This window comes from Aeromonas sp. 62-46 (genome assembly GCF_001898585.1).
Classification (GTDB): Bacteria; Pseudomonadota; Gammaproteobacteria; order Enterobacterales; family Aeromonadaceae; genus Aeromonas; species Aeromonas caviae.
The window spans coordinates 126,982-148,964 of the sequence record NZ_MKUI01000050.1 but is presented as its reverse complement, the minus strand read 5'-3'; the positions used below and the strand labels follow the sequence as shown (position 1 = coordinate 148,964).

At 61.8% G+C, this 21,983-nt stretch carries 24 protein-coding genes; all 24 read left to right on the top strand.

Annotated elements, in window-relative coordinates; all coding sequences use genetic code 11:
- Positions 1-9: 9 nt before the first annotated feature.
- The 24 genes from fliM to BGO64_RS15985 all read left to right on the top strand — a co-directional run bounded on the left by fliM (position 10) and on the right by BGO64_RS15985 (position 21,982).
- Positions 10-1,083 (top strand): flagellar motor switch protein FliM, encoded by a 1,074-nt coding sequence (gene fliM, locus BGO64_RS16100; protein ID WP_010673923.1) that lies wholly within the window; start codon positions 10-12, stop codon positions 1,081-1,083.
- A gap of 41 nt (positions 1,084-1,124) precedes the next feature.
- Positions 1,125-1,520, top strand: a complete 396-nt coding sequence (gene fliN, locus BGO64_RS16095) for a flagellar motor switch protein FliN (RefSeq protein ID WP_010673924.1) — start codon at positions 1,125-1,127, stop codon at positions 1,518-1,520.
- On the top strand, positions 1,517-1,900 hold the full coding sequence (gene fliO, locus BGO64_RS16090; RefSeq protein ID WP_202044012.1) for a flagellar biosynthetic protein FliO: 384 nt from the start codon (positions 1,517-1,519) through the stop codon (positions 1,898-1,900). The genes fliN and fliO overlap by 4 nt, the downstream gene beginning before the upstream one ends.
- The gene (gene fliP / locus BGO64_RS16085; RefSeq protein ID WP_010673926.1) at positions 1,887-2,645 is read left to right on the top strand and encodes a flagellar type III secretion system pore protein FliP; all 759 of its coding nucleotides are present in this window, start codon (positions 1,887-1,889) and stop codon (positions 2,643-2,645) included. Before fliO ends, fliP begins: the two co-directional genes overlap by 14 nt.
- Positions 2,646-2,767: 122 nt before the next feature.
- A complete protein-coding gene (fliQ, locus tag BGO64_RS16080; RefSeq protein ID WP_010673927.1) occupies positions 2,768-3,037 on the top strand; it encodes a flagellar biosynthesis protein FliQ in 270 nt (89 codons plus the stop codon).
- A gap of 91 nt (positions 3,038-3,128) precedes the next feature.
- On the top strand, positions 3,129-3,926 hold the full coding sequence (gene fliR, locus BGO64_RS16075) for a flagellar biosynthetic protein FliR (protein ID WP_010673928.1): 798 nt from the start codon (positions 3,129-3,131) through the stop codon (positions 3,924-3,926).
- A gap of 74 nt (positions 3,927-4,000) precedes the next feature.
- Positions 4,001-5,131 (top strand): flagellar biosynthesis protein FlhB, encoded by a 1,131-nt coding sequence (flhB, locus tag BGO64_RS16070; RefSeq protein ID WP_041212629.1) that lies wholly within the window; start codon positions 4,001-4,003, stop codon positions 5,129-5,131.
- A 318-nt stretch (positions 5,132-5,449) separates the two neighbouring features.
- Positions 5,450-7,552, top strand: a complete 2,103-nt coding sequence (gene flhA, locus BGO64_RS16065) for a flagellar biosynthesis protein FlhA (protein WP_010673930.1) — start codon at positions 5,450-5,452, stop codon at positions 7,550-7,552.
- A 16-nt stretch (positions 7,553-7,568) separates the two neighbouring features.
- Positions 7,569-9,068 carry a flagellar biosynthesis GTPase FlhF gene (gene flhF / locus BGO64_RS16060; RefSeq protein WP_201956072.1) on the top strand — a complete coding sequence of 500 codons (1,500 nt, stop codon included), beginning with the start codon at positions 7,569-7,571 and terminating at the stop codon, positions 9,066-9,068.
- Position 9,069: 1 nt separating this feature from the next.
- Positions 9,070-9,945 (top strand): MinD/ParA family protein, encoded by an 876-nt coding sequence (locus BGO64_RS16055; protein WP_041212631.1) that lies wholly within the window; start codon positions 9,070-9,072, stop codon positions 9,943-9,945.
- Positions 9,938-10,657, top strand: coding sequence for an RNA polymerase sigma factor FliA (locus BGO64_RS16050; RefSeq protein WP_029314170.1), 720 nt, complete (start codon positions 9,938-9,940; stop codon positions 10,655-10,657). Before BGO64_RS16055 ends, BGO64_RS16050 begins: the two co-directional genes overlap by 8 nt.
- Before the next feature lie 122 nt (positions 10,658-10,779).
- Positions 10,780-11,151, top strand: a complete 372-nt coding sequence (gene cheY, locus BGO64_RS16045; RefSeq protein ID WP_425278782.1) for a chemotaxis response regulator CheY — start codon at positions 10,780-10,782, stop codon at positions 11,149-11,151.
- Positions 11,152-11,163: 12 nt separating this feature from the next.
- A complete protein-coding gene (locus BGO64_RS16040) occupies positions 11,164-11,904 on the top strand; it encodes a protein phosphatase CheZ (protein ID WP_041212633.1) in 741 nt (246 codons plus the stop codon).
- 11 nt (positions 11,905-11,915) lie between these two features.
- Positions 11,916-14,072 (top strand): chemotaxis protein CheA, encoded by a 2,157-nt coding sequence (locus BGO64_RS16035; protein WP_286701010.1) that lies wholly within the window; start codon positions 11,916-11,918, stop codon positions 14,070-14,072.
- 31 nt (positions 14,073-14,103) lie between these two features.
- Positions 14,104-15,219 carry a protein-glutamate methylesterase/protein-glutamine glutaminase gene (locus BGO64_RS16030; RefSeq protein ID WP_041215583.1) on the top strand — a complete coding sequence of 372 codons (1,116 nt, stop codon included), beginning with the start codon at positions 14,104-14,106 and terminating at the stop codon, positions 15,217-15,219.
- A gap of 2 nt (positions 15,220-15,221) precedes the next feature.
- A complete protein-coding gene (locus tag BGO64_RS16025; RefSeq protein ID WP_041212636.1) occupies positions 15,222-15,959 on the top strand; it encodes a flagellar motor protein in 738 nt (245 codons plus the stop codon).
- 2 nt (positions 15,960-15,961) lie between these two features.
- On the top strand, positions 15,962-16,870 hold the full coding sequence (locus BGO64_RS16020; RefSeq protein ID WP_043154490.1) for an OmpA family protein: 909 nt from the start codon (positions 15,962-15,964) through the stop codon (positions 16,868-16,870).
- 4 nt (positions 16,871-16,874) lie between these two features.
- Positions 16,875-17,669: a ParA family protein gene (locus BGO64_RS16015; protein ID WP_010673940.1), complete on the top strand. Its 795-nt coding sequence runs from the start codon at positions 16,875-16,877 to the stop codon at positions 17,667-17,669.
- A complete protein-coding gene (locus BGO64_RS16010; protein ID WP_010673941.1) occupies positions 17,666-18,532 on the top strand; it encodes a chemotaxis protein CheW in 867 nt (288 codons plus the stop codon). Before BGO64_RS16015 ends, BGO64_RS16010 begins: the two co-directional genes overlap by 4 nt.
- A gap of 69 nt (positions 18,533-18,601) precedes the next feature.
- Positions 18,602-19,090 (top strand): chemotaxis protein CheW, encoded by a 489-nt coding sequence (locus BGO64_RS16005; protein WP_010673942.1) that lies wholly within the window; start codon positions 18,602-18,604, stop codon positions 19,088-19,090.
- Positions 19,091-19,161: 71 nt separating this feature from the next.
- Complete coding sequence (locus BGO64_RS16000) at positions 19,162-19,548, top strand: DUF2802 domain-containing protein (protein WP_010673943.1); 387 nt, start codon at positions 19,162-19,164, stop codon at positions 19,546-19,548.
- 219 nt (positions 19,549-19,767) lie between these two features.
- Entirely contained in the window at positions 19,768-20,403 is a 636-nt protein-coding gene (gene ccmA, locus BGO64_RS15995) for a cytochrome c biogenesis heme-transporting ATPase CcmA (protein WP_039039903.1), read from the top strand.
- A 3-nt stretch (positions 20,404-20,406) separates the two neighbouring features.
- The gene (gene ccmB, locus BGO64_RS15990) at positions 20,407-21,075 is read left to right on the top strand and encodes a heme exporter protein CcmB (protein WP_010673945.1); all 669 of its coding nucleotides are present in this window, start codon (positions 20,407-20,409) and stop codon (positions 21,073-21,075) included.
- Positions 21,076-21,241: 166 nt separating this feature from the next.
- Positions 21,242-21,982 carry a heme ABC transporter permease gene (locus BGO64_RS15985; protein ID WP_010673946.1) on the top strand — a complete coding sequence of 247 codons (741 nt, stop codon included), beginning with the start codon at positions 21,242-21,244 and terminating at the stop codon, positions 21,980-21,982.
- Position 21,983: the final 1 nt, after the last annotated feature.

Here is a 21,983-nt window from a genome sequence, read left to right as displayed (position 1 = left end):
AGGTGAAGCGTGAGCGATCTGTTAAGTCAGGACGAGATTGATGCCCTGCTGCACGGCGTCGACGATGTCGAGGAGGAGGAGCTGGGAGCAGCCGGGGATCCTGGTATCGCCCAGTTCGACTTCTCCTCCCAGGACCGCATCGTCCGCGGCCGCATGCCGACCCTGGAGCTGGTGAACGAACGGTTTGCCCGCCACATGCGCATCAGCCTGTTCAACATGATGCGGCGCACCGCCGAGGTCTCCATCAACGGCGTGCAGATGCTCAAGTTCGGCGAATATGTCCACACCCTGTTTGTGCCCACCAGCCTGAACATGGTGCGTTTCCGCCCCCTCAAGGGGACGGCGCTCATCACCATGGAGGCGCGGCTCGTCTTCATCCTGGTGGAGAACTTCTTTGGCGGTGATGGCCGCTACCACGCCAAGATCGAGGGGCGGGAATTCACCCCCACCGAGCGGCGCATCATCCAGATGCTGCTCAAGCTGGTGTTCGAGGACTACAAGGATGCCTGGGCGCCGGTGATGGACGTGGGCTTTGAATACCTCGACTCCGAAGTGAACCCGGCCATGGCGAACATCGTCAGCCCCACCGAGGTGATCGTGGTGAGCTCCTTCCACATCGAGCTGGACGGCGGTGGCGGCGACTTCCACGTGGCCATGCCCTACTCCATGCTGGAACCCATCCGCGAACTGCTGGATGCGGGGGTGCAGAGCGACAAGGGGGATACCGACGTGCGCTGGAGCAAGGCCCTGCGCGACGAGATCATGGACGTCAAGGTGGAGCTCAAGGCCAAGCTGCTGGAGACCGAGCTCTCCTTGCGTGAGCTGATGGAGCTCAGACCCGGGGACATCATCCCGGTGGAGATGCCGGAGAACCTGCTGGTCTTTGTGGAGGATCTGCCCACCTTCCACGCCAAGATGGGGCGCACCAAGGAGAACGTGGCGCTCAAGATCACCGACAAAATCAAGCGCCCTGACGGGGTCAAGACAGAGATGCATCTGGTGACCCGCGGGGGCGTGCGCATTGATGGCGAAGCCGAGCTGGAAGAGCTCGAACGAAGCATCTCTGACAAACACCCTGATTGATCCTCCCCCAGGGGAGGTGTTGCAACACTGAGGAATTGAAGATGAGCGGAACCGATGACGAGCAGGATTTGATGGCTGACGCCTGGGCGGCCGCACTGGAGGAGCAGGTCACGGCCGAAGCCAAGCCTGCCCCCCTGGAGGAGTTGAAGGACGAAGCCCCTATCAGCGCCGAAGAGCGGCGCAAGCTGGACACCATTCTGGACATCCCGGTGACCATCGCCATGGAAGTGGGCCGCAGCCAGATCAGCATTCGCAACCTGCTGCAACTGAACCAGGGCTCGGTGGTGGAGCTGGATCGGGTGGCGGGTGAACCCCTGGACGTGCTGGTCAACGGCACCCTGATCGCCCACGGCGAGGTGGTGGTGGTGAATGACAAGTTCGGTATCCGCCTTACCGACGTCATCAGCCAGATTGAAAGGATCAAGAAGCTCAAATGATCCGTGTGCTCCCGTTGTGGCTGTTTTCCCTGCCTGCCCTGGCCAACCCGGGGGTAGGGGCGAATCCCCCCAGCCTCACCTCCTGGCTGCTCTCCAGCCTGATGGTGATCGGCCTCATCCTGGTGCTCGGCTTCCTGCTCAAGAAGAGCAAGCTTTCCCAGGTGATGGGAGGGGGCCATATGAAGATCATCGCCACCCTGCCCCTTGGCTACAAGGAGAAGCTGATGGTGGTCAAGGTGGGCGGCCAGCAACTGCTGGTCGGGGTGACGCCGCAGCAGGTCAACTTCCTCTATCGCCTGGAGGAGCCGCTGGACGAGAGCCAGCCTCAGGCGTTCTCCGAGCAACTGGGCAAACTGATGGGCAAGCATGAAAAACGTTAACTGGACCCGGTGGCTGGCACTGCTCTCCCTGGTGCTCTCGCCTCTGGCGATGGCCCAGGACGGCATGTCGGCACTCACCGTCAAGACCATGGCGGATGGCAGTCAGGAGTACAGCCTGACCCTGCAGGTGCTGGCGTTGATGACCGCGCTCTCCTTCCTGCCGGCCATGGTGATCATGATGACCTCCTTCACCCGGATCATCGTGGTGCTCGGCATCCTGCGCCAGGCCATCGGTCTGCAGCAGAGCCCCTCCAACCAGGTGCTGATCGGCATCGCCCTCTTCATGTCGTTTTTCATCATGTCGCCGGTGCTGGATCGCATCAACAACGAGGCGCTGCAGCCCTATCTGGCCGAGACCATCGGGGCCAAGGAGGCCCTGGAGAAGGCGGAGCTGCCCATTCACCAGTTCATGCTGGCCCAGACCCGGGTCAAGGATCTCAATACTTTCATGGAGATAGCGAACGTGCAGGTGGCCGAGCCTGCGGACGTGCCGCTGCGGGTGCTGATCCCGGCCTTTGTCACCAGCGAGCTCAAGACCGCCTTCCAGATAGGCTTCATGCTGTTTCTGCCCTTCCTGGTCATCGATCTGGTGGTCGCCAGTATCCTGATGGCCATGGGGATGATGATGCTCTCCCCCATGCTGGTCTCCCTGCCGTTCAAGCTGATGCTGTTCGTCATGGTGGATGGCTGGAACCTCATTCTGGGCTCCCTGGCCACCAGCTTCGGGCTGGGCTCGGGTGGTTAGGGGAGGGCAGACCCTCCCCCGGCTTTCCCCTTCACTCGGGGAGGGCGCGAGGCCTCTCTTCCTCTCGAAGGAGGAGGCCGGGAGGATGCGGCCCTGGGCAAACCCATCACAAGGAGCGAGCAATGAGTCCTGAAACCTTCGTCGACGTCTTTCGCGAGGCGCTTTGGCTGGTGACCATCATGGTGTGTGCCGTGATCTTGCCGAGCCTGATGGTGGGGTTGGTGGTCGCCATCTTCCAGGCCGCCACCTCCATCAACGAACAGACTTTGAGCTTCCTGCCCCGTCTGGTGGTCACCCTGCTGGCCTTGGGGGCGGGGGCTCACTGGGGATTGCAGAGTCTGATGGACTTCTTCCAGCTGATGGTGAGCCAGATCCCCGAGGTGGTGGGCTGATGCCAGCCAAGGGCCACCCTTTCGCTCTGGCCGAGGCAGACCGGGGCCTGCGTCCTCCCGTTGGCCTGCCCGTGCCGGGAGTGTTGCTGTCATGACCTACACCACGGCGCTCATCATGGAGTGGCTCTCCTCCATCCTCTGGCCCCTGGCCCGGGTGAGCAGTCTCCTGATGGTGATGGCGGTCTTTGGCAGCCGGCTCGCCCCGGCCCATATCCGCATCGGCCTGGCGCTGGCGATCACCCTCATCATCGCCCCCCTGCTGCCCCCGATGCCGAAGATCGAGCTCTTCTCTCTCGGCAGCTTCCTGGTGCTGGGGCAGCAACTGCTCATCGGCATCGCGCTCGGCCTCATGACCCAGTTCCTGCTGGAGACCTTCGTGATGGCGGGTCAGGTCATCGCCATGCAGACCAGCCTGGGCTTTGCCACCCTGGTGGATCCCATGAACGGCCAGTCGGCTCCCGTGGTGGGCCAGTTCTACCTGATGCTGGCGACCCTGGTGTTTCTCGCGGTGGACGGCCACCTGCTGATGCTGCGCATGGTGGTGCTGAGTTTCGAAACCCTGCCGGTATCTGACAGCGGGCTCACCCTGCCTGCCATCCGCAGCCTGGTGAGCTTTCTCGGGGTCATGTATCAGGCTTCTCTGGTGATGGCGCTTTCGGCCATCATCGCCCTGCTGCTGATCAACTTCGCGTTCGGGGTGATGACCCGTGCGGCCCCCCAGCTCAACATCTTCAGCATCGGCTTTGCGGTCAGCATGATGTCGGGCCTGTTCATCCTCTGGCTCACCATAGGTGGCTTCATGGGGCACTTCGACGCGCTCTGGGAGCGGGTGCAGGAGACCAGCTGCGAGCTCATCAACGTCCAGTGCTTCGGGGGCCAGCATGACTGAGGCCCTCCCGGTTGCGGCCCTTTTGCTGCCAGTCTGGCGGGCCGCCAGTCGGCTGATGCCGGCAGGAGGCCAGCATGGCTGATACCGATCAGGAACGCACAGAACAACCCACGGGCAAACGACTGCAACAAGCCCGGGAAAAAGGGCAGATTGCACGTTCCAAGGAGCTGGGTACCGCCAGCGTCCTGCTGGCGACCGTGTTCGGCCTCCTGATGATCAAGGAGAGTCTGGCAGGGGCCATGATCAAGGTACTCACCATGGGCTTTACCCTGGACCGGGATCAGGCGTTCGACCCCAATGCCATGGGGGCCATGGTGCCTGCCCTGCTGGGGGAGCTGATCCAGCCTCTGGGGCTGCTGTTCATGCTGGTGATCATCGCCGCCTTCGTCGGCAACACCCTGCTCGGCGGGATGAATTTCTCCTCCGAGGCCATGCTGCCCAAGTGGAGCAAGCTGAGCCCCCTGAGCGGCATCAAAAGGATGTTCGGGGTGCAATCCCTGGTGGAACTTGTCAAATCCATCGCAAAAGTGGTGTTTATCAGTCTGTTCGCCTGGTGGATGCTGTCAAGCCAGTTCAACCATCTGCTGAATCTCTCTCTTGAGGGCTTTCCCGGCGGCATCGTCGATGCCCTGGACCTGCTGCTCTGGATGCTGATCATCCTCTGCTGCGCCCTGATCCCCATTGTCGCCATCGATGTGCCGTTCCAGAGCTGGAACCACAATCGCCAGCTCAAGATGACCAAGCAGGAGATCAAGGACGAGTTCAAGGACAGCGAAGGCAAGCCCGAGGTCAAGGGGCGGATACGCCAGTTGCAGATGCAGATGGCCATGCGCCGCATGATGGGGGATGTCCCCAAGGCCGATGTGATCATCACCAACCCGACCCACTACTCGGTGGCGCTCAAATACGATGCGGGCAAGCCGGGGGCGGCGCCCAAGGTACTGGCCAAGGGGGTCGACGAGGTGGCGATGAAGATCCGGGAGATCGGGCGCGAATACGACATCCCCGTCATGTCCTCCCCGCCGCTCACCCGGGCCCTTTACCACGCCACCGAGATTGGCCAGGAGATCCCGGAGGGGCTCTTCGCCGCCGTCGCCCAGGTGCTGGCCTATGTCTATCAGCTCAAGAAGTTCCGCCGTGGCCGCGGCCGGCGCCCGACCCCCATCGCCAAGGATCTGCCCATTCCACCCGAGTTTCGCAAATAACGCAGTGGTGGCAGCCTGATCCCGGGTGCTCTCCCTTGTGCCCCGTGTTTCGCAAATAAAGCGGCCACCATCCGATCTCTCCCTTGTGTCGCAAACAAGGCCGCAATCTCCCTGTCGAGGCGCGACGCCTCGCCCCATGGCCTGGGCTGGCCTTTGGCCTGCTTGGTGAAGGTAGCTTCCCTCCTGTCACCATTCCCCGTGACGCCAACGACGGACTTCTGACAGCGTGAAAATAAAAACCTTATAAATCAATATATTGAATCCTTGGCTTGATATTTGCTTTAATCCGCTATTGGCAGTTTATTATTGAGAAGCACGATGGGATTCAAAGCGGGACTGGGCCGTTTCAAAGAGTACAAGTGGCTGCTCAGCAGAGGGGTAGGGACGCCGCTGCTGGTATTGGCCTCTCTGGGGATGGTGGTACTCCCCATTCCGCCCCTGATGCTGGATATCCTCTTTTCCTTCAATATCGCCCTCTCCATCGTGGTGCTGCTGGTGGCGGTCTATACCCGCCGCCCCCTGGAATTTGCCGCCTTCCCCACCGTCTTGCTGATTGCCACCCTGCTGCGGCTCGCCCTCAACGTCGCCTCCACCCGGGTGGTGTTGCTGGAAGGCCACAACGGCAGCGCGGCGGCAGGCCATGTGATCGAGGCGTTCGGCAACGTGGTGATCGGCGGCAACTATGCCGTGGGCATCATCGTCTTCATGATCCTGGTGATCATCAACTTCGTGGTGGTCACCAAGGGTGCGGGCCGGATCTCCGAGGTGAGCGCCCGCTTCACCCTTGACGCCATGCCCGGCAAGCAGATGGCCATCGATGCGGACCTGAACGCCGGTCTCATCAACCAGGAAGAGGCCAAGAAGCGCCGTCAGGACGTGACTCAGGAAGCGGACTTCTACGGCTCCATGGACGGTGCCTCCAAATTCGTGAAGGGGGATGCCATCGCCGGCATCATGATCCTCTTCATCAACATCATCGGCGGCTTCATCATCGGCATGATGCAGCACCAGCTCACCTTCGGCGAAGCGGCCCAGGTCTATACCCTGCTCGCCATCGGTGACGGTCTGGTCGCCCAGATCCCCTCGCTCCTGCTCTCCATTGCCGCAGCCATCATCGTCACCCGTCAGAATACCGACCAGGACATGGGGACAGCGGTACTCGGCCAACTGTTCGAAAATCCCAAGGCGCTGGTGATCTCCGCCGGCATCCTGCTGATGATGGGCAGCGTGCCCGGCATGCCGCACCTGGCTTTCCTGAGCCTGGGGGCGGTGGCGGCGGCGGGCGCCTGGTGGCTGCTGCGCCGCGAGAAGCAGAACAAGGCGAAGGCGGCGAGCGGCGAACTCATGCCGGCCCAGGGGGATGCCCCGGTGGAGCAGAAGGATCTCAGCTGGGACGATGTCATGCCGGTGGACATCATCGGCCTGGAGGTGGGTTATCAGCTGATACCTCTGGTGGACAAGAATCAGGGGGGCGAGCTGCTCAACCGGATCAAGGGGGTGCGCAAGAAGCTCTCCCAGGAGCTGGGCTTTCTGGTGCCTGCCGTCCACATTCGCGACAACCTGGATCTTGCCCCCAACCAGTACCGCATCACCCTGATGGGCGTGAGCACGGGGGAAGCCACCGTCTATCACGACAAGGAGATGGCCATCAACCCGGGGCAGGTGTTCGGCCAGATCCACGGTATCGCTACCCAGGATCCGGCGTTCGGGCTGGAGGCGGTCTGGGTCGCCAAGGAGCAGGTCTCCCAGGCCCAGACCCTTGGCTACACCGTGGTCGATGCGGCCACCGTGGTGGCTACCCACCTGAGCCAGATCCTCTCCAACCATGCGGCGCTGCTGCTGGGTCATGACGAGGTGCAACAACTGCTCGACATGATAGGGAAGCATCAGAGCAAGCTGGTGGAAGGACTGGTTCCCGAGGTGATAAGCATGGGCAACCTGGTGAAGGTATTGCAGAATTTGCTCAATGAAGGCGTGCCAATTCGCGATATGCGCACTATCCTGCAGACCCTCGTGGAATATGCGCCCCGCAGCCCGGACCCGGAAGTGCTGACCGCAGCCTGCCGGATAGCCCTGCGCAGATTGATTGTGCAGGAGATTGCCGGCCCCGAGCCCGAGCTGCCGGTGATCACCTTGTCACCAGAACTGGAACGTATATTGCATCAATCCCTGCAAGCAGGTGGGGGAGATGGCGCCGGTATCGAACCGGGACTGGCGGAGCGGATGCAACGCTCCCTGGTGGAAGCCACTCAACGACAAGAACTGGAAGGCCAGCCGGCCGTGCTTCTGACATCGGGGATATTGCGCAATACCCTGGCGAAATTTGTCAAGAATGCCATTCCTGGATTACGCGTGCTGTCCTATCAGGAAGTGCCTGACGACAAGCAGATCCGCATCGTCAGTGCGGTGGGACAGGGCTAGTTAGCGGAGATGACGGGTGAAGATTAAGCGGTTTTTTGCCAAAGACATGCGCACGGCGCTGGCCGAGGTCAAGGAGACTCTCGGACCCGATGCCGTCATCATGTCCAACAAAAAGGTCACCGGTGGGGTGGAGATAGTCGCGGCCGTCGATTATCAATCCCAGGTACCGGGGCCCAAAGACGCGCCGGTTCGCCGTCAGTTGAATGAAGAGAGCGTCAATATCTCGTCTGCGGGCAAACAGATGACGAGGTCGGCGCCACCCAAGGAACAGAACGAATACTACGCCGATACCCTGGCGGCCCTGCTGGCACGCCAGCAGAAGCTCAATCCGGCCAACCCGGCGGGTGGCAATGCCGCCCCGGGATCATGGTCTGGCAGCGGAGCGGGCAACGGTCAGCCAGCCTCGGCCTCCTGGCCCGCCAATGGCGCTGCCGGCACCCAGTCCGCCGGACTGGCGGGCGCGGCCAGTGCTCCCAGAACCCTGGCCGAACAGGGCCAGTGGGGCGCCGCTCCCGAGCCCGCCAAGCCCAAGGCCCGTCCTGCCGCCGCCCCGCGCCAGGCTCAGTCCGCCCAGCGGGATCAGGAGATGGAGGGGATGCGCAAGGAGATGGCCAGCATCCGCAAGTTGCTGGAGCACCAGATCTCCGGCCTGATGTGGCAGGAGGTGGAGCGCCGCGAACCCATGCGCGCCCTGCTCATCAAGGAACTCAAGAAGATGGGGTTCGACGACGCCTTCGCCGATCAGCTGGCGGGCCTCATCCCCGAAGACATGCCGATCCATCAGGCCATGGCCCAGCTGGCCGAGGTGCTGACGGCCCAGCTCAAGATCAGCGAGGACGAGATCCTGCGTCAGGGAGGGGCGGTGGCCCTGCTCGGACCGACCGGGGTGGGCAAGACCACCACCATCGCCAAGCTGGCGGCCCGCTTTGCCATGAAGTATGGCGCCGAGCAGGTGGCGCTCATTACCACGGACAACTACCGGATCGGGGCCCACGAACAGCTGCAGACCTATGGTCGCATCATGGGTTGCCCGGTGCGTCAGGTGCGGGACGCCGAAGAGCTGGCCAGTGCCCTCTATCAGTTCCGCCATCGCCGGCTGGTGCTCATCGACACCGCCGGGGTGGGGCAGCGGGATATCCGCCTGACCGAACAGCTCGACACCCTGGTGAAGAATGCCAAGGTGCGTATCCGCAGTTATCTGGTCATGTCGGCCACCTCCCAGCGACGTGTGATGCAGGAGGCGGTGGATCACTTCCGGCGCATTCCGCTCTCCGGCTGCATTCTGACCAAGCTCGACGAGAGCCTGAATCTGGGTGAAGTGATCAACGTGTGCATTCAAAACGCCCTGCCCATCAGTTACATCACCGACGGGCAACGGGTGCCGGAAGATATTCAAGTTGCCAACGCGGCGCTGCTGGTCGGTGCCGCCATGGGGTCGCTGGAACGGGAAGCAGAAGATCCCTATTTCTGGGGATCGGGTTTTGGCGAATCCGAAGATTCGGAGTTTTATGAGTAACATGTATATGGATCAGGCGAGTGGTCTGCGCAAAATGCGTCAAAACAATCGAGTGAAAGTGATCGCCGTGTCCGGAGGCAAGGGGGGCGTCGGCAAGACCAACGTGACCCTGAACGTGGCGGGAGCCATGGCCGCCCAGGGCAAGCGGGTGTTGGTGCTGGATGCCGACCTTGGTCTGGCCAACGTCGACGTCATGCTGGGGCTGAGGGTGCATCGCAACCTCTCCCATGTGCTGGCCGGGGAGTGCACCATAGACGACATCATCGTCGAGGGGCCCTACGGCATGATGATAGTGCCGGCCACCTCGGGCACCCAGTCCATGGTCGAGCTCTCCCCGGTACAACATGCCGAGCTCATCCGCGCCTTCAGCGAGATGAAGACCCAGGTGGACGTGTTGCTGGTGGACACGGCGGCGGGGATTTCCGACATGGTGCTGAGTTTCACCCGTGCCGCCCAGGACATCATGGTGGTTGTGTGCGATGAACCCACCTCCATCACGGATGCCTACGCGCTCATCAAGATCCTCTCCAAGGATCACGGTGTGTTCCGCTTCAAGGTGGTGGCCAACATGGTCCGCTCCCTGCGCGAGGGGCAGGAGCTGTTCGCCAAGCTGACCCGGGTCACCGACCGCTTCCTGGATACCTCCCTGGAACTGGTGGCCTGCGTGCCTTACGACACCAACCTGCGGGCCGCGGTGCGCAAGCAGAAACTGATAGTTGAAGCGTTTCCAAAATCCCCTGCCGCCCTGGCATTTCGTGCCCTGGCGAACAAGGCGGCGAGCTGGCCCATCCCGAATCAGCCGGGCGGCCACCTCGAATTTTTCCTGGAAAACTTGTTGCAAAAGCCGGTCATAACACAGGAAGACTCCCGTGAATAAAGCCCAAGCATACTTGCGTCATCAGGATTCCTACGTGCTGGTTGAGCGACACGCTCCGCTGGTCAAGCGGATTGCCCAGCATTTATTGGCTCGCCTGCCAAGCAGTGTCTTGCTGGATGACCTGATCCAGGCAGGTATGATTGGGCTGCTCGAAGCTTCCCGCAACTTTGACGGCAGCAAGGGCGCCAGCTTTGAAACCTATGCCGGCATCCGCATCCGTGGTGCCATGCTCGACGAGATCCGCCGTGGGGACTGGGTGCCCCGTTCGGTGCACCGCAACAGCCGTGCCATCGCAGAAGCGATCGAGAACGTGGAGCAGGCCCATGGCCGGGATGCCAGAGACACCGAGGTGGCCGCCAATATGGGGGTGTCCCTCGGGGAGTACCATGCCATGCTGCAGGATGTCTCCTGCGGCAAGATCATCGGCATCGAGGATCTGGGCGTCAGCGAAGATGTCATCGGTCATCCCGATGAAGGCAACGGTCAGGGAGGATTCGACGATCTGGCGGCCGAGCGCTTCCAGGGGGCCCTGGCGGAGCACATCGCCCGCCTGCCGGAGCGGGAGGCGCTGGTGCTGTCCCTTTATTACGATGAAGAGCTGAATCTGCGCGAGATCGGTGAAGTATTGAGTGTGAGTGAGTCTCGGGTGAGCCAGATTCATAGTCAGGCCATGCACAGGCTGCGCGCCCGTTTGCGAGATTGGAATTTATAAGTGGTTGTACTGGCTACACTGGAGCACAACTCTAAGGCATAATCCGCACCATAAAACCTGCGATCTGCATCATGTAAGTGAGCCGTCTTGGCGGCTATTTAGGAGGAACTTTGGACAAGAACATGAAAATCCTCATCGTCGATGACTTTTCAACGATGCGCCGGATTATCAAGAACTTGCTGCGTGACCTGGGATACAACAATACCCATGAAGCAGACGATGGCAACACGGCGTTGCCGATGCTGAAAAATGGCGACTTCCAGTTCGTGGTCACCGACTGGAACATGCCCGGCATGCAGGGCATCGACCTGCTCAAGGCGATTCGCCTCGACGACAAGCTCAAGCACCTGCCGGTTCTGATGGTGACTGCCGAAGCCAAACGCGAGCAGATCATCGAAGCCGCCCAGGCCGGGGTCAATGGCTATATCGTCAAGCCGTTCACCGCTGCCACCCTCAAAGAGAAGCTCGACAAAATCTTTGAACGTATCGGCTAAGGAGCGGCAGGGATGAAGGCCAAAACGAGTGCCATGATCTCGCTTGACCAGGCAAGGATGCTGGTTGCCCACCTGGAGCGGGAAGAGTTTGAACAGGCCGATACCATCCTCGCCGATGTGTGCGCCCCCAATGCGGCGGCCCTGTTTGACAAGGTGGGGCAGCTGACCCGCCAATTGCACAACTCATTGCAGGATTTTCGCCTGGATCCCAGGATCCCCGACCTGGCCACCCATGAGATCCCGGATGCCCGGGAGCGTCTGAGCTATGTCATCGACATGACGGACAAGGCGGCCAATCGCACCATGGATGCGGTCGAGGCAAGCCTTCCCATCGCCGATCGACTCAACGACAACATTCAGCTGGTCATGCCCAACTGGAATGCCCTGATGAGCCGGGATCTCGAGCTGGGTCAATTCAAGGCGCTGTGCCATCAACTGAATGATTTTATTAAGGCTTCTGAGACGGATGCCGATAAGTTACGACAACTGCTGACGGAAATTCTGATGGCTCAGGATTTCCAGGACCTGACCGGTCAGATGATCCGCAAGGTGATCAAACTGGTGCAGGAAGTTGAAACGAAGTTGATAGAGATGCTGACCATGTTCGGTGAGGGCGTTAGCGACAATTCGGCACGTAGCCTGCCAGTGAGCGGCATCGAGGCGGAAGGCCCCATCATGAACCCGCAGACCCGCTCAGATGTGGTCAATGGTCAAGATGATGTGGACGATCTGCTGTCTAGCCTGGGATTCTAATGGAGTGACGCATGGCCTTCGAAGTTGATGAAGACATACTGCAAGACTTTTTGGTCGAAGCATCAGAAATATTGGAACAGTTGTCTGAACAACTGGTCGACTTGGAAAAGCGGCCCGATGACAAGAACCTGTTGAACGCCATCTTCCGCGGCTTCCATACCGTCAAGGGGGGAGCGGGTTTCCTCTCCCTCACCGAACTGGTGGATGTCTGTCACGGTGCCGAGAACCTGTTCGACATGCTGCGCAACGGCAAGCGGACCCTCAGTGCCGAGCTGATGGATGTCATCTTGCAGGCGCTGGATGCCATCAACGTCATGTTTGCCCAGGTCCAGAACCGCGAAGAGATAAGCCCCGCTTCTCCCGATCTGCTGCACGATCTGCACGAGCTGTGCAAGCCGGAAGGGCAGGAGCAGCTGCGTACCGCCAGCGTGGCGGCCCAGCCAGCACCCGAGCCTGAGCCCGAACCCGTACCAGAACCCGAGGTCATCGCCGAGGTGGCGCCTGTCGCCGTCAATGGCGGTGGCTCCATCGACGAGATCTCCGCCGACGAATTTGAACGCCTGCTCGATGAGCTGCACGGTGTCGGCAAAGCGCCAACGGTCTCTGCCGCCCCCGTGCTGAGCGGTTCAGGTGACATCACAGACGACGAATTCGAAGCCCTGCTCGACCAGCTCCATGGTCAGGGCCAGCACGGTGGTGCCCCCGATCTGGCACCTTTGCAGTCGGTCCAGAAAGAGGTGGACGAGCTCATCGACGACGATGAGTTCGAGCGCCTGCTGGATGAACTGCACGGCCGTGGCCAGGCGCCCCAGCACAGTCTGGCACCTGCTCCTGCGCCCGCTCCCGAACCCAAGGCCCCGGCACCCGCTGCCCCCGCAGCCCCGGTGACGCCGCCCAAGGCGCCAGTGGCCGCCAAACCCGCGCCGGCAGAGCCCCCAGCGCCAGCCAGGGCCGCCCCTGCCAAGCAGGCCGCTCCCGCCGAGAGCAGCGCGGTACAGAGCGATACCACGGTGCGGGTGGATACCAAGACCCTGGACGTCATCATGAACATGGTGGGCGAACTGGTGCTGGTGAGAAACCGCCTGGTGAGCCTCGGCATCGCCAGCAATGACGAAGAGATGTCCAAGGCTGTCGCGAACCTCGACGTCGTGACCGCCGATCTGCAGGGCGCGGTCATGAAGACCCGCATGCAGCCTATCAAGAAAGTATTCGGCCGCTTCCCGCGCGTGGTGCGCGATCTGGCTCGTACCCTCAAGAAGGAGATCGAGCTGGTGATGGTGGGTGAGGACACGGATCTGGACAAGAACCTGGTGGAGGCCCTGGCCGACCCCCTGGTTCACCTGGTGCGCAACTCCTGCGACCATGGCGTCGAGATGCCGGACGTGCGCGAGAAGGCGGGCAAGCCCCGTCAGGGCACCATCACCCTGAGCGCCTCCCAGCAAGGGGACCACATTCTGCTCTGCATAGAGGATGACGGCGCAGGGATGGACCCGGAGAAGCTCAAGTCCATCGCCATCAGCCGTGGCGTGCTCGATGCTGACAGCGCGGCGCGCATGAGCGACAACGATGCCTACAACCTGATCTTCGCCCCCGGCTTCTCCACCAAGTCGGAGATCTCCGACATCTCCGGCCGTGGAGTGGGCATGGACGTGGTGAAGACCAGCATCGTCAGCCTCAATGGCTCGGTGCACATCGATTCCACCTGGGGCAAGGGCACCCGTCTCGAGATCAAGGTTCCCCTGACCCTGGCCATTCTGCCGACCCTGATGGTGGAGGTGGGTCAGCAGACCTTCGCCCTGCCCCTCGGTTGCGTGAATGAGATTTTCCACCTGGATCTGAAAAAGGCCAACGTGGTGGATGGCCAGCTCACCATCATCGTCCGTGACAAGGCGATTCCGCTGTTCTACCTGCACAAGTGGCTGGTACGCGGTGCCGGCAAGACGGCCCGCCAGGACCAGGGCCACGTGGTCATCGTCCAGATCGGCACCCAGCAGGTCGGCTTCGTGGTAGACAACCTCATCGGTCAGGAAGAGGTGGTGATAAAGCCCCTGGACAACCTGCTGCAAGGTACCCCCGGCATGGCTGGCGCCACCATTACCAGCGACGGCGGCATCGCCCTCATTCTGGATGTGCCCAGCCTGCTCAAGGCCTATGCCCGTCGCCACTGAGCGCCAGGCTCAAGGAGTTAAAAGAATAACAATGGCAGTCAAGGTATTAGTGGTCGACGATTCGAGTTTCTTCCGCCGTCGGGTCAGCGAAATCATCAATCAGGATCCCCTGATGACGGTGATCGACACGGCCCAGAACGGGCGGGAGGCGGTAGACAAGGCGCAGCAGTTGCGGCCAGACGTCATTACCATGGACATTGAAATGCCGGTGCTCGACGGCATCAGCGCCGTGCGCGAGATCATGGCCAAGTGTCCGACCCCCATCCTGATGTTCTCCTCCCTGACCCACGAGGGAGCCAAGGCAACCCTGGATGCGCTGGATGCGGGCGCCCTCGATTTTCTGCCCAAGAAGTTTGAAGACATCGCCCGCGACAAGGACGAAGCCGTCAACCTGCTGCAGCAGCGGGTCAAGGAGATCGCCCGCAAACGCTTCCTGATGGCCACCCGGCCCCGAGCCCCCGAGCCTGCCGTCCGGCCCGCCGTCACGGGGACCCTGAATCGTCCCTTGGCCGAACGCCAGCCCGAGCCTGCGCGGGCAGCGGCGGCTCCCGCCGCGTTCAAGCGCAGTGGCAAGAGTTACCAGCTGGTTGCCATCGGTACCTCCACCGGCGGGCCGGTGGCACTGCAGAACGTGCTGACCAAGCTGCCGGGAGATTTCCCTCATCCCATCCTGCTGATCCAGCACATGCCGGCCACCTTCACCGCTGCCTTTGCCGCCCGCCTCAACGGGCTGTGCCAGATAGGCGTCAAGGAGGCGCAGGATGGCGACGTGCTCAAACCGGGTCAGGCCTATCTTGCCCCCGGTGGCAAGCAGATGTTGCTGGAAGGGCGCGGGCCCGGTGCCCGTCTTCGCATCATCGATGGCAATGACAAGGTCAACTACAAACCCTGCGTGGACATCACCTTCGCCTCCGCCGCCAAGACCTATGGCGACAAGGTGCTGGCCATCGTCCTGACCGGCATGGGCGCGGATGGCCGCGACGGTGCCCGTCTGCTCAAGGAGCAGGGGGCGACCATCTGGGCGCAGGATGAAGCCTCCTGCGTGGTCTATGGCATGCCCCAGGCCGTTGCCAAGGCGGGCATAGCAAGCGAATCCCTGCCGCTGGATCGGGTGGCCCAGCGCATTCTGGTCGAGTTGGGTCGCTGACCATGGGCATGCTCGGCCTGGTGCTGGCGCTGGGGGCCGTCGCCATCGCCCAGTGGTGGCATGGCGGGAGCCTGCTGACCCTGCTGGATGGCCCGGCCTTTGTCATCGTCGTCGGGGGAACCTGGGGGGCGGTGATCTTGCAGACTCCCCGCAAGTACCTGCTCAGTGCCCTGAGGCAGGCAACCTGGATGCTGTTTCCGCCGCAGCTGGATCTTGCGGAGCAGGCCGAGCGCCTGAAGGCGTGGGCCCAGTTCGCCCGCCAGCAAGGCTTGCTGGCGCTGGAAAACCAGGCCGAGGCCGAGCCCGATCCCTTCACCCGCCAGGGGCTTTCCATGATTGTGGATGGCGTCTCCATCGAGGATATCCGCAGCTTGCTGGAGGCGGACATCGACATCGAGCAGGAGCGCAACGAGCACTCGGCCAGGGTGTTCGAGTCCATGGGGGGGTACAGTCCCACCATCGGCATCATCGGGGCCGTGATTGGCCTCATCCAGGCCATGTTTCATCTGGAGGAACCAGGCACCCTGGGGGCGGGCATTGCCGTGGCCTTCGTCGCCACCATCTACGGGGTGGGCTTTGCCAACTTGCTCTATCTGCCGATTGCGAATCGGCTGCGCGCCTTCCACTACCATTACGGCCTCTATCAGGAGATGACCCTGGAGGGGCTTCTGGCCATCGCCCACGGGGAGAACGGCCCGCAGGTTGAAAGGCGGTTACGGGCTTATCTGAAAGGGGAGTAGCCATGCGCAAGCGCTATCGTTTGCACCTGCAAGGGCGAGAGCATCTCGATCGCTGGCTGGTCTCCTATGCCGATTACATGACGCTCATCTTCGCCCTTTTTGTGGTGCTCTACTCCGTTGCCATCGTCAACAAGGAGGAGTACCGCGCCGTCATCGAGGGCATGACCCAGGCCTTCAACCAGGCGCCGCGCAGCGATGGTCTGCTGGAAGGGCGGGGCAATTCCTTGTTGGACAACCCGGTCTCGGCCGCCCCCAGCCTGCTGGAGAGCCAGGCCTCTGCGTCCCCCTCGCGGGCACCCATCACGGGCACGCCCGTCTCGCAAGATGGCACGGCTCTTGCGCAGATCGACATGCAGATCCAGGAGTCCATGGGCGCCCTGGTCGATGCAGGGGTGGTGAAGCTTGCGCAGGATGACAACTGGCTGACGGTGGAGCTGAGTTCAGGTCTCCTGTTCAACAGTGGCAGCGCTTTTCTGGGGAGCAATGCCGCACCCGTGCTCGATACGCTTTCAGGTATTCTCAAACCGGTCGATAACTATGTCAGGGTGCGGGGCTACACGGATAACCAACCGATAAACAACGAAATTTTCCGCTCCAACTGGACATTGTCAGCGGCCCGTGCCGAGGCAGTGCTCAATGCCCTGGTGGGCAAGGGGGTGGCTCCCGGTCGGCTCGCCTACGAGGCGTACGGAGAGTTTTCCCCCTTCGTCGACAATGGCACCGAGCAGGGACGATTACAGAATCGCAAGGTGGTGGTCGCCATATCCAGGTTCGCCTGGGTGCCGCCAGCCCCCGTCAAACCGCTGACGGTGGCACCGGTGCAGGACGCACCGCAGAGTGTCGACAGTGAAAAGATCAGGGTGATCGCGCTGCCCGGTGGGGGCATACGCATAACAACAAGGCAGGATTGATACAGTGATTGTTTGGACGGTTGCCAATCAGAAAGGTGGAGTCGGTAAAACCACCACGGTCGTCTCCCTGGCGGGCATTCTGGCCCAGCGTGGCCAGCGGGTACTGCTGATCGACACCGACCCCCACGCCTCCCTGACCTCCTATCTCGATTTCGACTCGGACAGGCTGGAAGGCACCCTGTACGAGTTGTTCCAGGCGGCCAAACCCAGCGCCGAGCTGGTCAACCGGATGACCCTCAAGACCCGATTCGAGAACATCAGCCTGCTGCCTGCCTCGATTACCCTGGCCACGCTGGATCGGGTGATGGGCAACCGGGAAGGGATGGGGCTGGTGCTCAAGCGCGCTCTGCTGCGGGTGCAGGATCAGTTCGACTACGTGCTCATCGACTGTCCGCCGGTGCTGGGGGTCATGATGGTGAACGCGCTGGCGGCCTGCGATCGCATCCTGGTGCCGGTGCAGACCGAATTCCTGGCCCTCAAGGGGCTGGAGCGGATGATGAAGACCTTCGAGATCATGCAGCGCTCCAAGCGGGAGAAGTTCCGCTACACCATCATTCCGACCATGTTTGACAAGCGTACCCGCGCCTCCCTGATGACATTGCAGTCCATCAAGGAGCAGTATGGGGAGGCGGTGTGGAATGCGGTCATTCCCATCGACACCAAATTCAGGGATGCCAGTCTGGTGCACATTCCTCCCTCCATCTATGCACCGGGCAGCCGGGGCACCTATGCCTATGAGACCCTGCTCAACCATCTCGACGCGCTGGAGCGTCAACGGACCCAGGAGGTGATGCCGTGAGAGAAACCACCCAGGTTCGGGCCATGGACGACTATTTCCACTCCCTGCTGCTGGACGATGCCCTGCTGCGGGAAGATCCCGAAGACGAAGCACCGGCCCCTGCGTTGCAACGTCAGACCGTCGCCGTGCCGGAGGTGGCTGCCACCCCCTATCTTGAAGCCGATACCCGACTGGCCCAGCTGAGCGAGCTGCTTGCCCAGGTGGGGCAGGTCCAGTTCGAGATGGATGCCCTGAGCCACGAAGAGGTGCATGTCGAGCCATTCCAGCTCGAGGCGGAGGTAGTTGACAGTGAGCCTCTGGTCGCCCTGGCAGAGCCGGTGGTGGAAGCCGTGGTGGAGGAGGTCGAGCCCGTCGCCCTCGCGGTGGCAGAACCCGCGCCCGCCCTCGAAGCGGCGCCCGCACCATCGACCTGGGAGAACCTGGATACCGGCAACGAGTTTCAGGCGCTCTTCTTCGACGTGGCCGGGGTGACGTTTGCGGTGCCTCTGACCGAGTTGGGGGGCATCCATCAACTGGGGGAGGTGACCTCTCTCTTCGGCCAGCCGGGCTGGTACAAGGGGATCATGACCTCCCGCGAGCAGAAGATGAATGTGGTGGACACGGCCCAGTGGGTCATGCCGGGCCAGCATCTGGAGATGGACGATTACAAATATCTGATTATGCTGGGAGAATCACCCTGGGGATTGGCTTGTCACCAGTTGAAGGGCACAGAACTGCTGCACCGGGACCAGGTGAAGTGGCGCCATCAGGAGGGCAAGCGCCCCTGGCTGGCCGGCATGGTCAAGGAGAAGATGTGTGCCCTGCTGCACGTCAGGGAGCTCTTGCTGCTGCTTGGCCGGGGCGTGAACATCGAAGGCCGCTGACAACATCGGCATCGCCATGGTTTTATTGCTAATTTTACCCGTTGACGGGTTCATACAAGGATCAAGAAGATGACAGAGAAGCGCAATATTGCACAGAATCTGGCCGAAGACGAAGTGCTGCAGTGGGTGACCTTCCAGTTGGAAAACGAGACCTATGGCATCAACGTGATGCAGGTTCAGGAAGTGTTGCGCTACACCGAGATCGCTCCGGTCCCGGGTGCACCTGACTACGTGCTGGGCATCATCAACCTGCGTGGCAACGTGGTGACCGTCATCGATACCCGCTCCCGTTTCGGCTTGCCGGCCGGGGACGTGAGCGAGAACTCCCGCATCGTCATCATCGAGGCGGAGAAGCAGGTGATCGGCATCATGGTGGACAGCGTGGCCGAGGTGGTCTATCTGCGCTCCTCCGAGATCGATGCCGCCCCGGCGGTGGGCACCGAGGAGAGCGCCAAGTTCATCCAGGGCGTCAGCAACCGTGACGGCCAACTGCTGATCCTGGTGGATCTCAACAAGCTGCTCTCCGACGAAGAGTGGGAAGACATTGGTTCCCTGTAACAGGGACGGGAACGTGCGGACGGGGGCGATGGCACCTGTCCGCCTCCCTGTGACGGTAAGGTGATGGTTTGATGATTGAATTTGCAGCCTTGGGGTTGTCCTTGCTCGCACTGGTGCTGGCCCTTTACGGGATCCTGGGGCACCGTCGTCGCCAGCGAGAGTCCGAGGCCAGGGTGGAAGCGCTGCAGGGGCAGCTCGAGAGTCTGCGCAAGCAGATGATGGAGTTGCACACGGGTGCCATCGGCATGGGTCAGCGTCTGCAAGCCGCAGAAGGGGCCATGCAGAAGATCCACGACAGCCAGCAGGAGCTGACGTTGCAGGATCCGGAGCGCCGCCTCTACAGCCGCGCCGCCAAGATGGTGGAGCTTGGTGCCGATCTGGACGAGGTGATGAGCGAGTGCGAGTTGCCCCAGGCGGAAGCGGAGCTGCTTATTTCCCTGCGAAAGGGACGCAGCTGACGGATGTGTCGCGGGGAGGCCGGTGCCTCCCCGCTTTCTGTTCGGCCCGTGGCCACCTCTTTCTCGATGCCGGGACGGTGGATAATCCTTTGGCATCAATCTCTTTGGTGGGGGCGCGATCTTCCCCACAAATCCTGTTGATTATTGGCATCTTTGAAAAGACGCCTCCGGATCCTGTGTTAAGATGCAGGCCGCCTCATTTTCAACGATTACATCCCCATGCTGCTTCAAGCGAACAATCTGAGCTGCGTGCGTGAAGATCGCACCCTGTTTGAACATCTCTCCTTCGCGGTGCGTGCCGGGGATTTGATGCAGATTGAGGGTCCCAACGGGGTGGGCAAGACCAGCCTGTTGCGCCTGCTCACCGGCCTCTCCCAGCCCTTTGCTGGCGAGGTGTGCTGGAATGGGGAGAATATCCGCCATTGCCGGGATGAATACCACGCCAGCCTGCTTTACCTGGGCCATCAGCCCGGCGTCAAGGCGACCCTGACCCCCCTTGAGAATCTCTCCTTCTACCAGAAGCTCCATGGTCCTGCCGGGGACGGCGTGGATCTCTGGCGGGTGCTGGCCCAGGTCGGCCTCGCCGGTTTCGAAGACTATCCCGCGGGGCAGCTCTCCGCCGGGCAGCAGCGACGGGTGGCGCTGGCCAGGCTGTGGCTGAGCGAGCGACCGGCGCTCTGGATCCTGGACGAGCCCTTCACCGCCATCGACAAGCAGGGGGTCAGGGTGCTGGAGCAGTTGTTCCTCGCCCATGCGGACAGAGGGGGCATGGTGGTCCTTACTACCCACCAGGATCTGACCCTGATGCAGGGACGGCTCAAGACCCTCTCTCTGACCTCGCTGTTGCAGGAGTAGCCCATGCTGCGCGCCGTCATACACCTTATTCACCGCGAGTTGCTGATGGCCCTGCGCCAGCGCGCCGACATCTTCAACCCGCTCTGGTTCTTCCTCATCGTCATCACCCTGTTTCCATTGGGGATCGGGCCCGAGCCCCAGTTGCTGGCCCGCATCGCTCCCGGCATCATCTGGGTGGCGGCCCTGCTGGCGGCCATGCTCTCCCTGGAGCGGCTGTTTCGTGACGACTTCAGTGACGGCGCCCTGGAGCAGATGATGCTGATGCCTCATCCCCTGGGGTTGCTGGCCCTGGCCAAAGTAATCGCTCACTGGTTGCTGACCGGTCTGCCGCTGTTGCTGGTCTCCCCCTTGCTCGCCATCCTGCTCTCCCTGGAGCTGAAGACCTATCTGGCCGTGGTGGCCACCCTGGCGCTCGGTACGCCGGTGCTGAGCCTGCTCGGGGCGGTCGGAGTGGCGCTGACCGCAGGGCTGCGCAAGGGGGGCGTGCTGCTCAGCCTGTTGCTGCTGCCGCTCTATATTCCGGTGCTTATCTTCGCCACGTCCGCCATCGACGCGGCGAGCATGGGACTGCCCTATGCCGGTCAGCTCGCCATCCTGGGGGCCATGCTGGTGGGGGCATTGACCCTGACGCCCCTGGCCATCTCGGCGGCGTTGCGGGTGAGTGTCAACTGATTGACTTGGTGAAAAGATTTTCGTTTGAAGCCTTGTTAGGGGCGAGATAGTTGAGATAGATCAAGGGGATGGCTGCTTATTGCTTTCGGGGGATATGATGTTTTTCCCCCATGGGTATGGTAGCCCTCGCCACTTAAGAATTAATAACTGAAAGGTTTCGTGAGCTATGTGGAAATGGTTGCACCCTTATGCCAAACCCGAGCGCGCCTATGGGCTGGCCGGCACCCTGCTGCCCTGGTTTGCCGTGACAAGCCTGCTCGCCTTCATCATCGGCACCGTCTGGGGGCTGGCTTTCGCACCCGCCGATTACCAGCAGGGCGACTCTTTCAGGATCATCTATATCCATGTGCCCTCCGCCATCCTCTCCATGGGCGCCTACTCCACCATGGCGGTGGCCGCCTTCATTGGCCTGGTGTGGCAACTGCGCATGGCAGACATGACGGTGGCGGCCATCGCCCCGGTGGGGGCCGTCTTCACCTTCATTGCCCTCTTTACCGGCGCCGCCTGGGGCAAACCCATGTGGGGCACCTGGTGGGTGTGGGATGCCCGGCTCACCTCCGAGCTCATCCTGCTGTTCCTCTATCTGGGTGTCATCGCCCTCTACAACGCCTTCAGCGACAAGGTGGTGGCGGGCCGCGCCGCCGGCATCCTGGCGCTGGTCGGGGTGATCAACCTGCCCATCATCCACTACTCGGTGGAGTGGTGGAACACCCTGCACCAGGGGGCCACCATCACCAAGTTTGACAAGCCCTCCATCTCCCCCGAGATGCTGTGGCCGCTGCTCATCATGATCCTGGCGTTCGCCGCATTTCTCGGTGCCCTGACCCTGATGCGTTTTCGCAATGAGCTGCTGATGCGGGAGTGGCACCGCCCCTGGGTCGCCGACATCGCCAGGCAGGAGAAGTAAG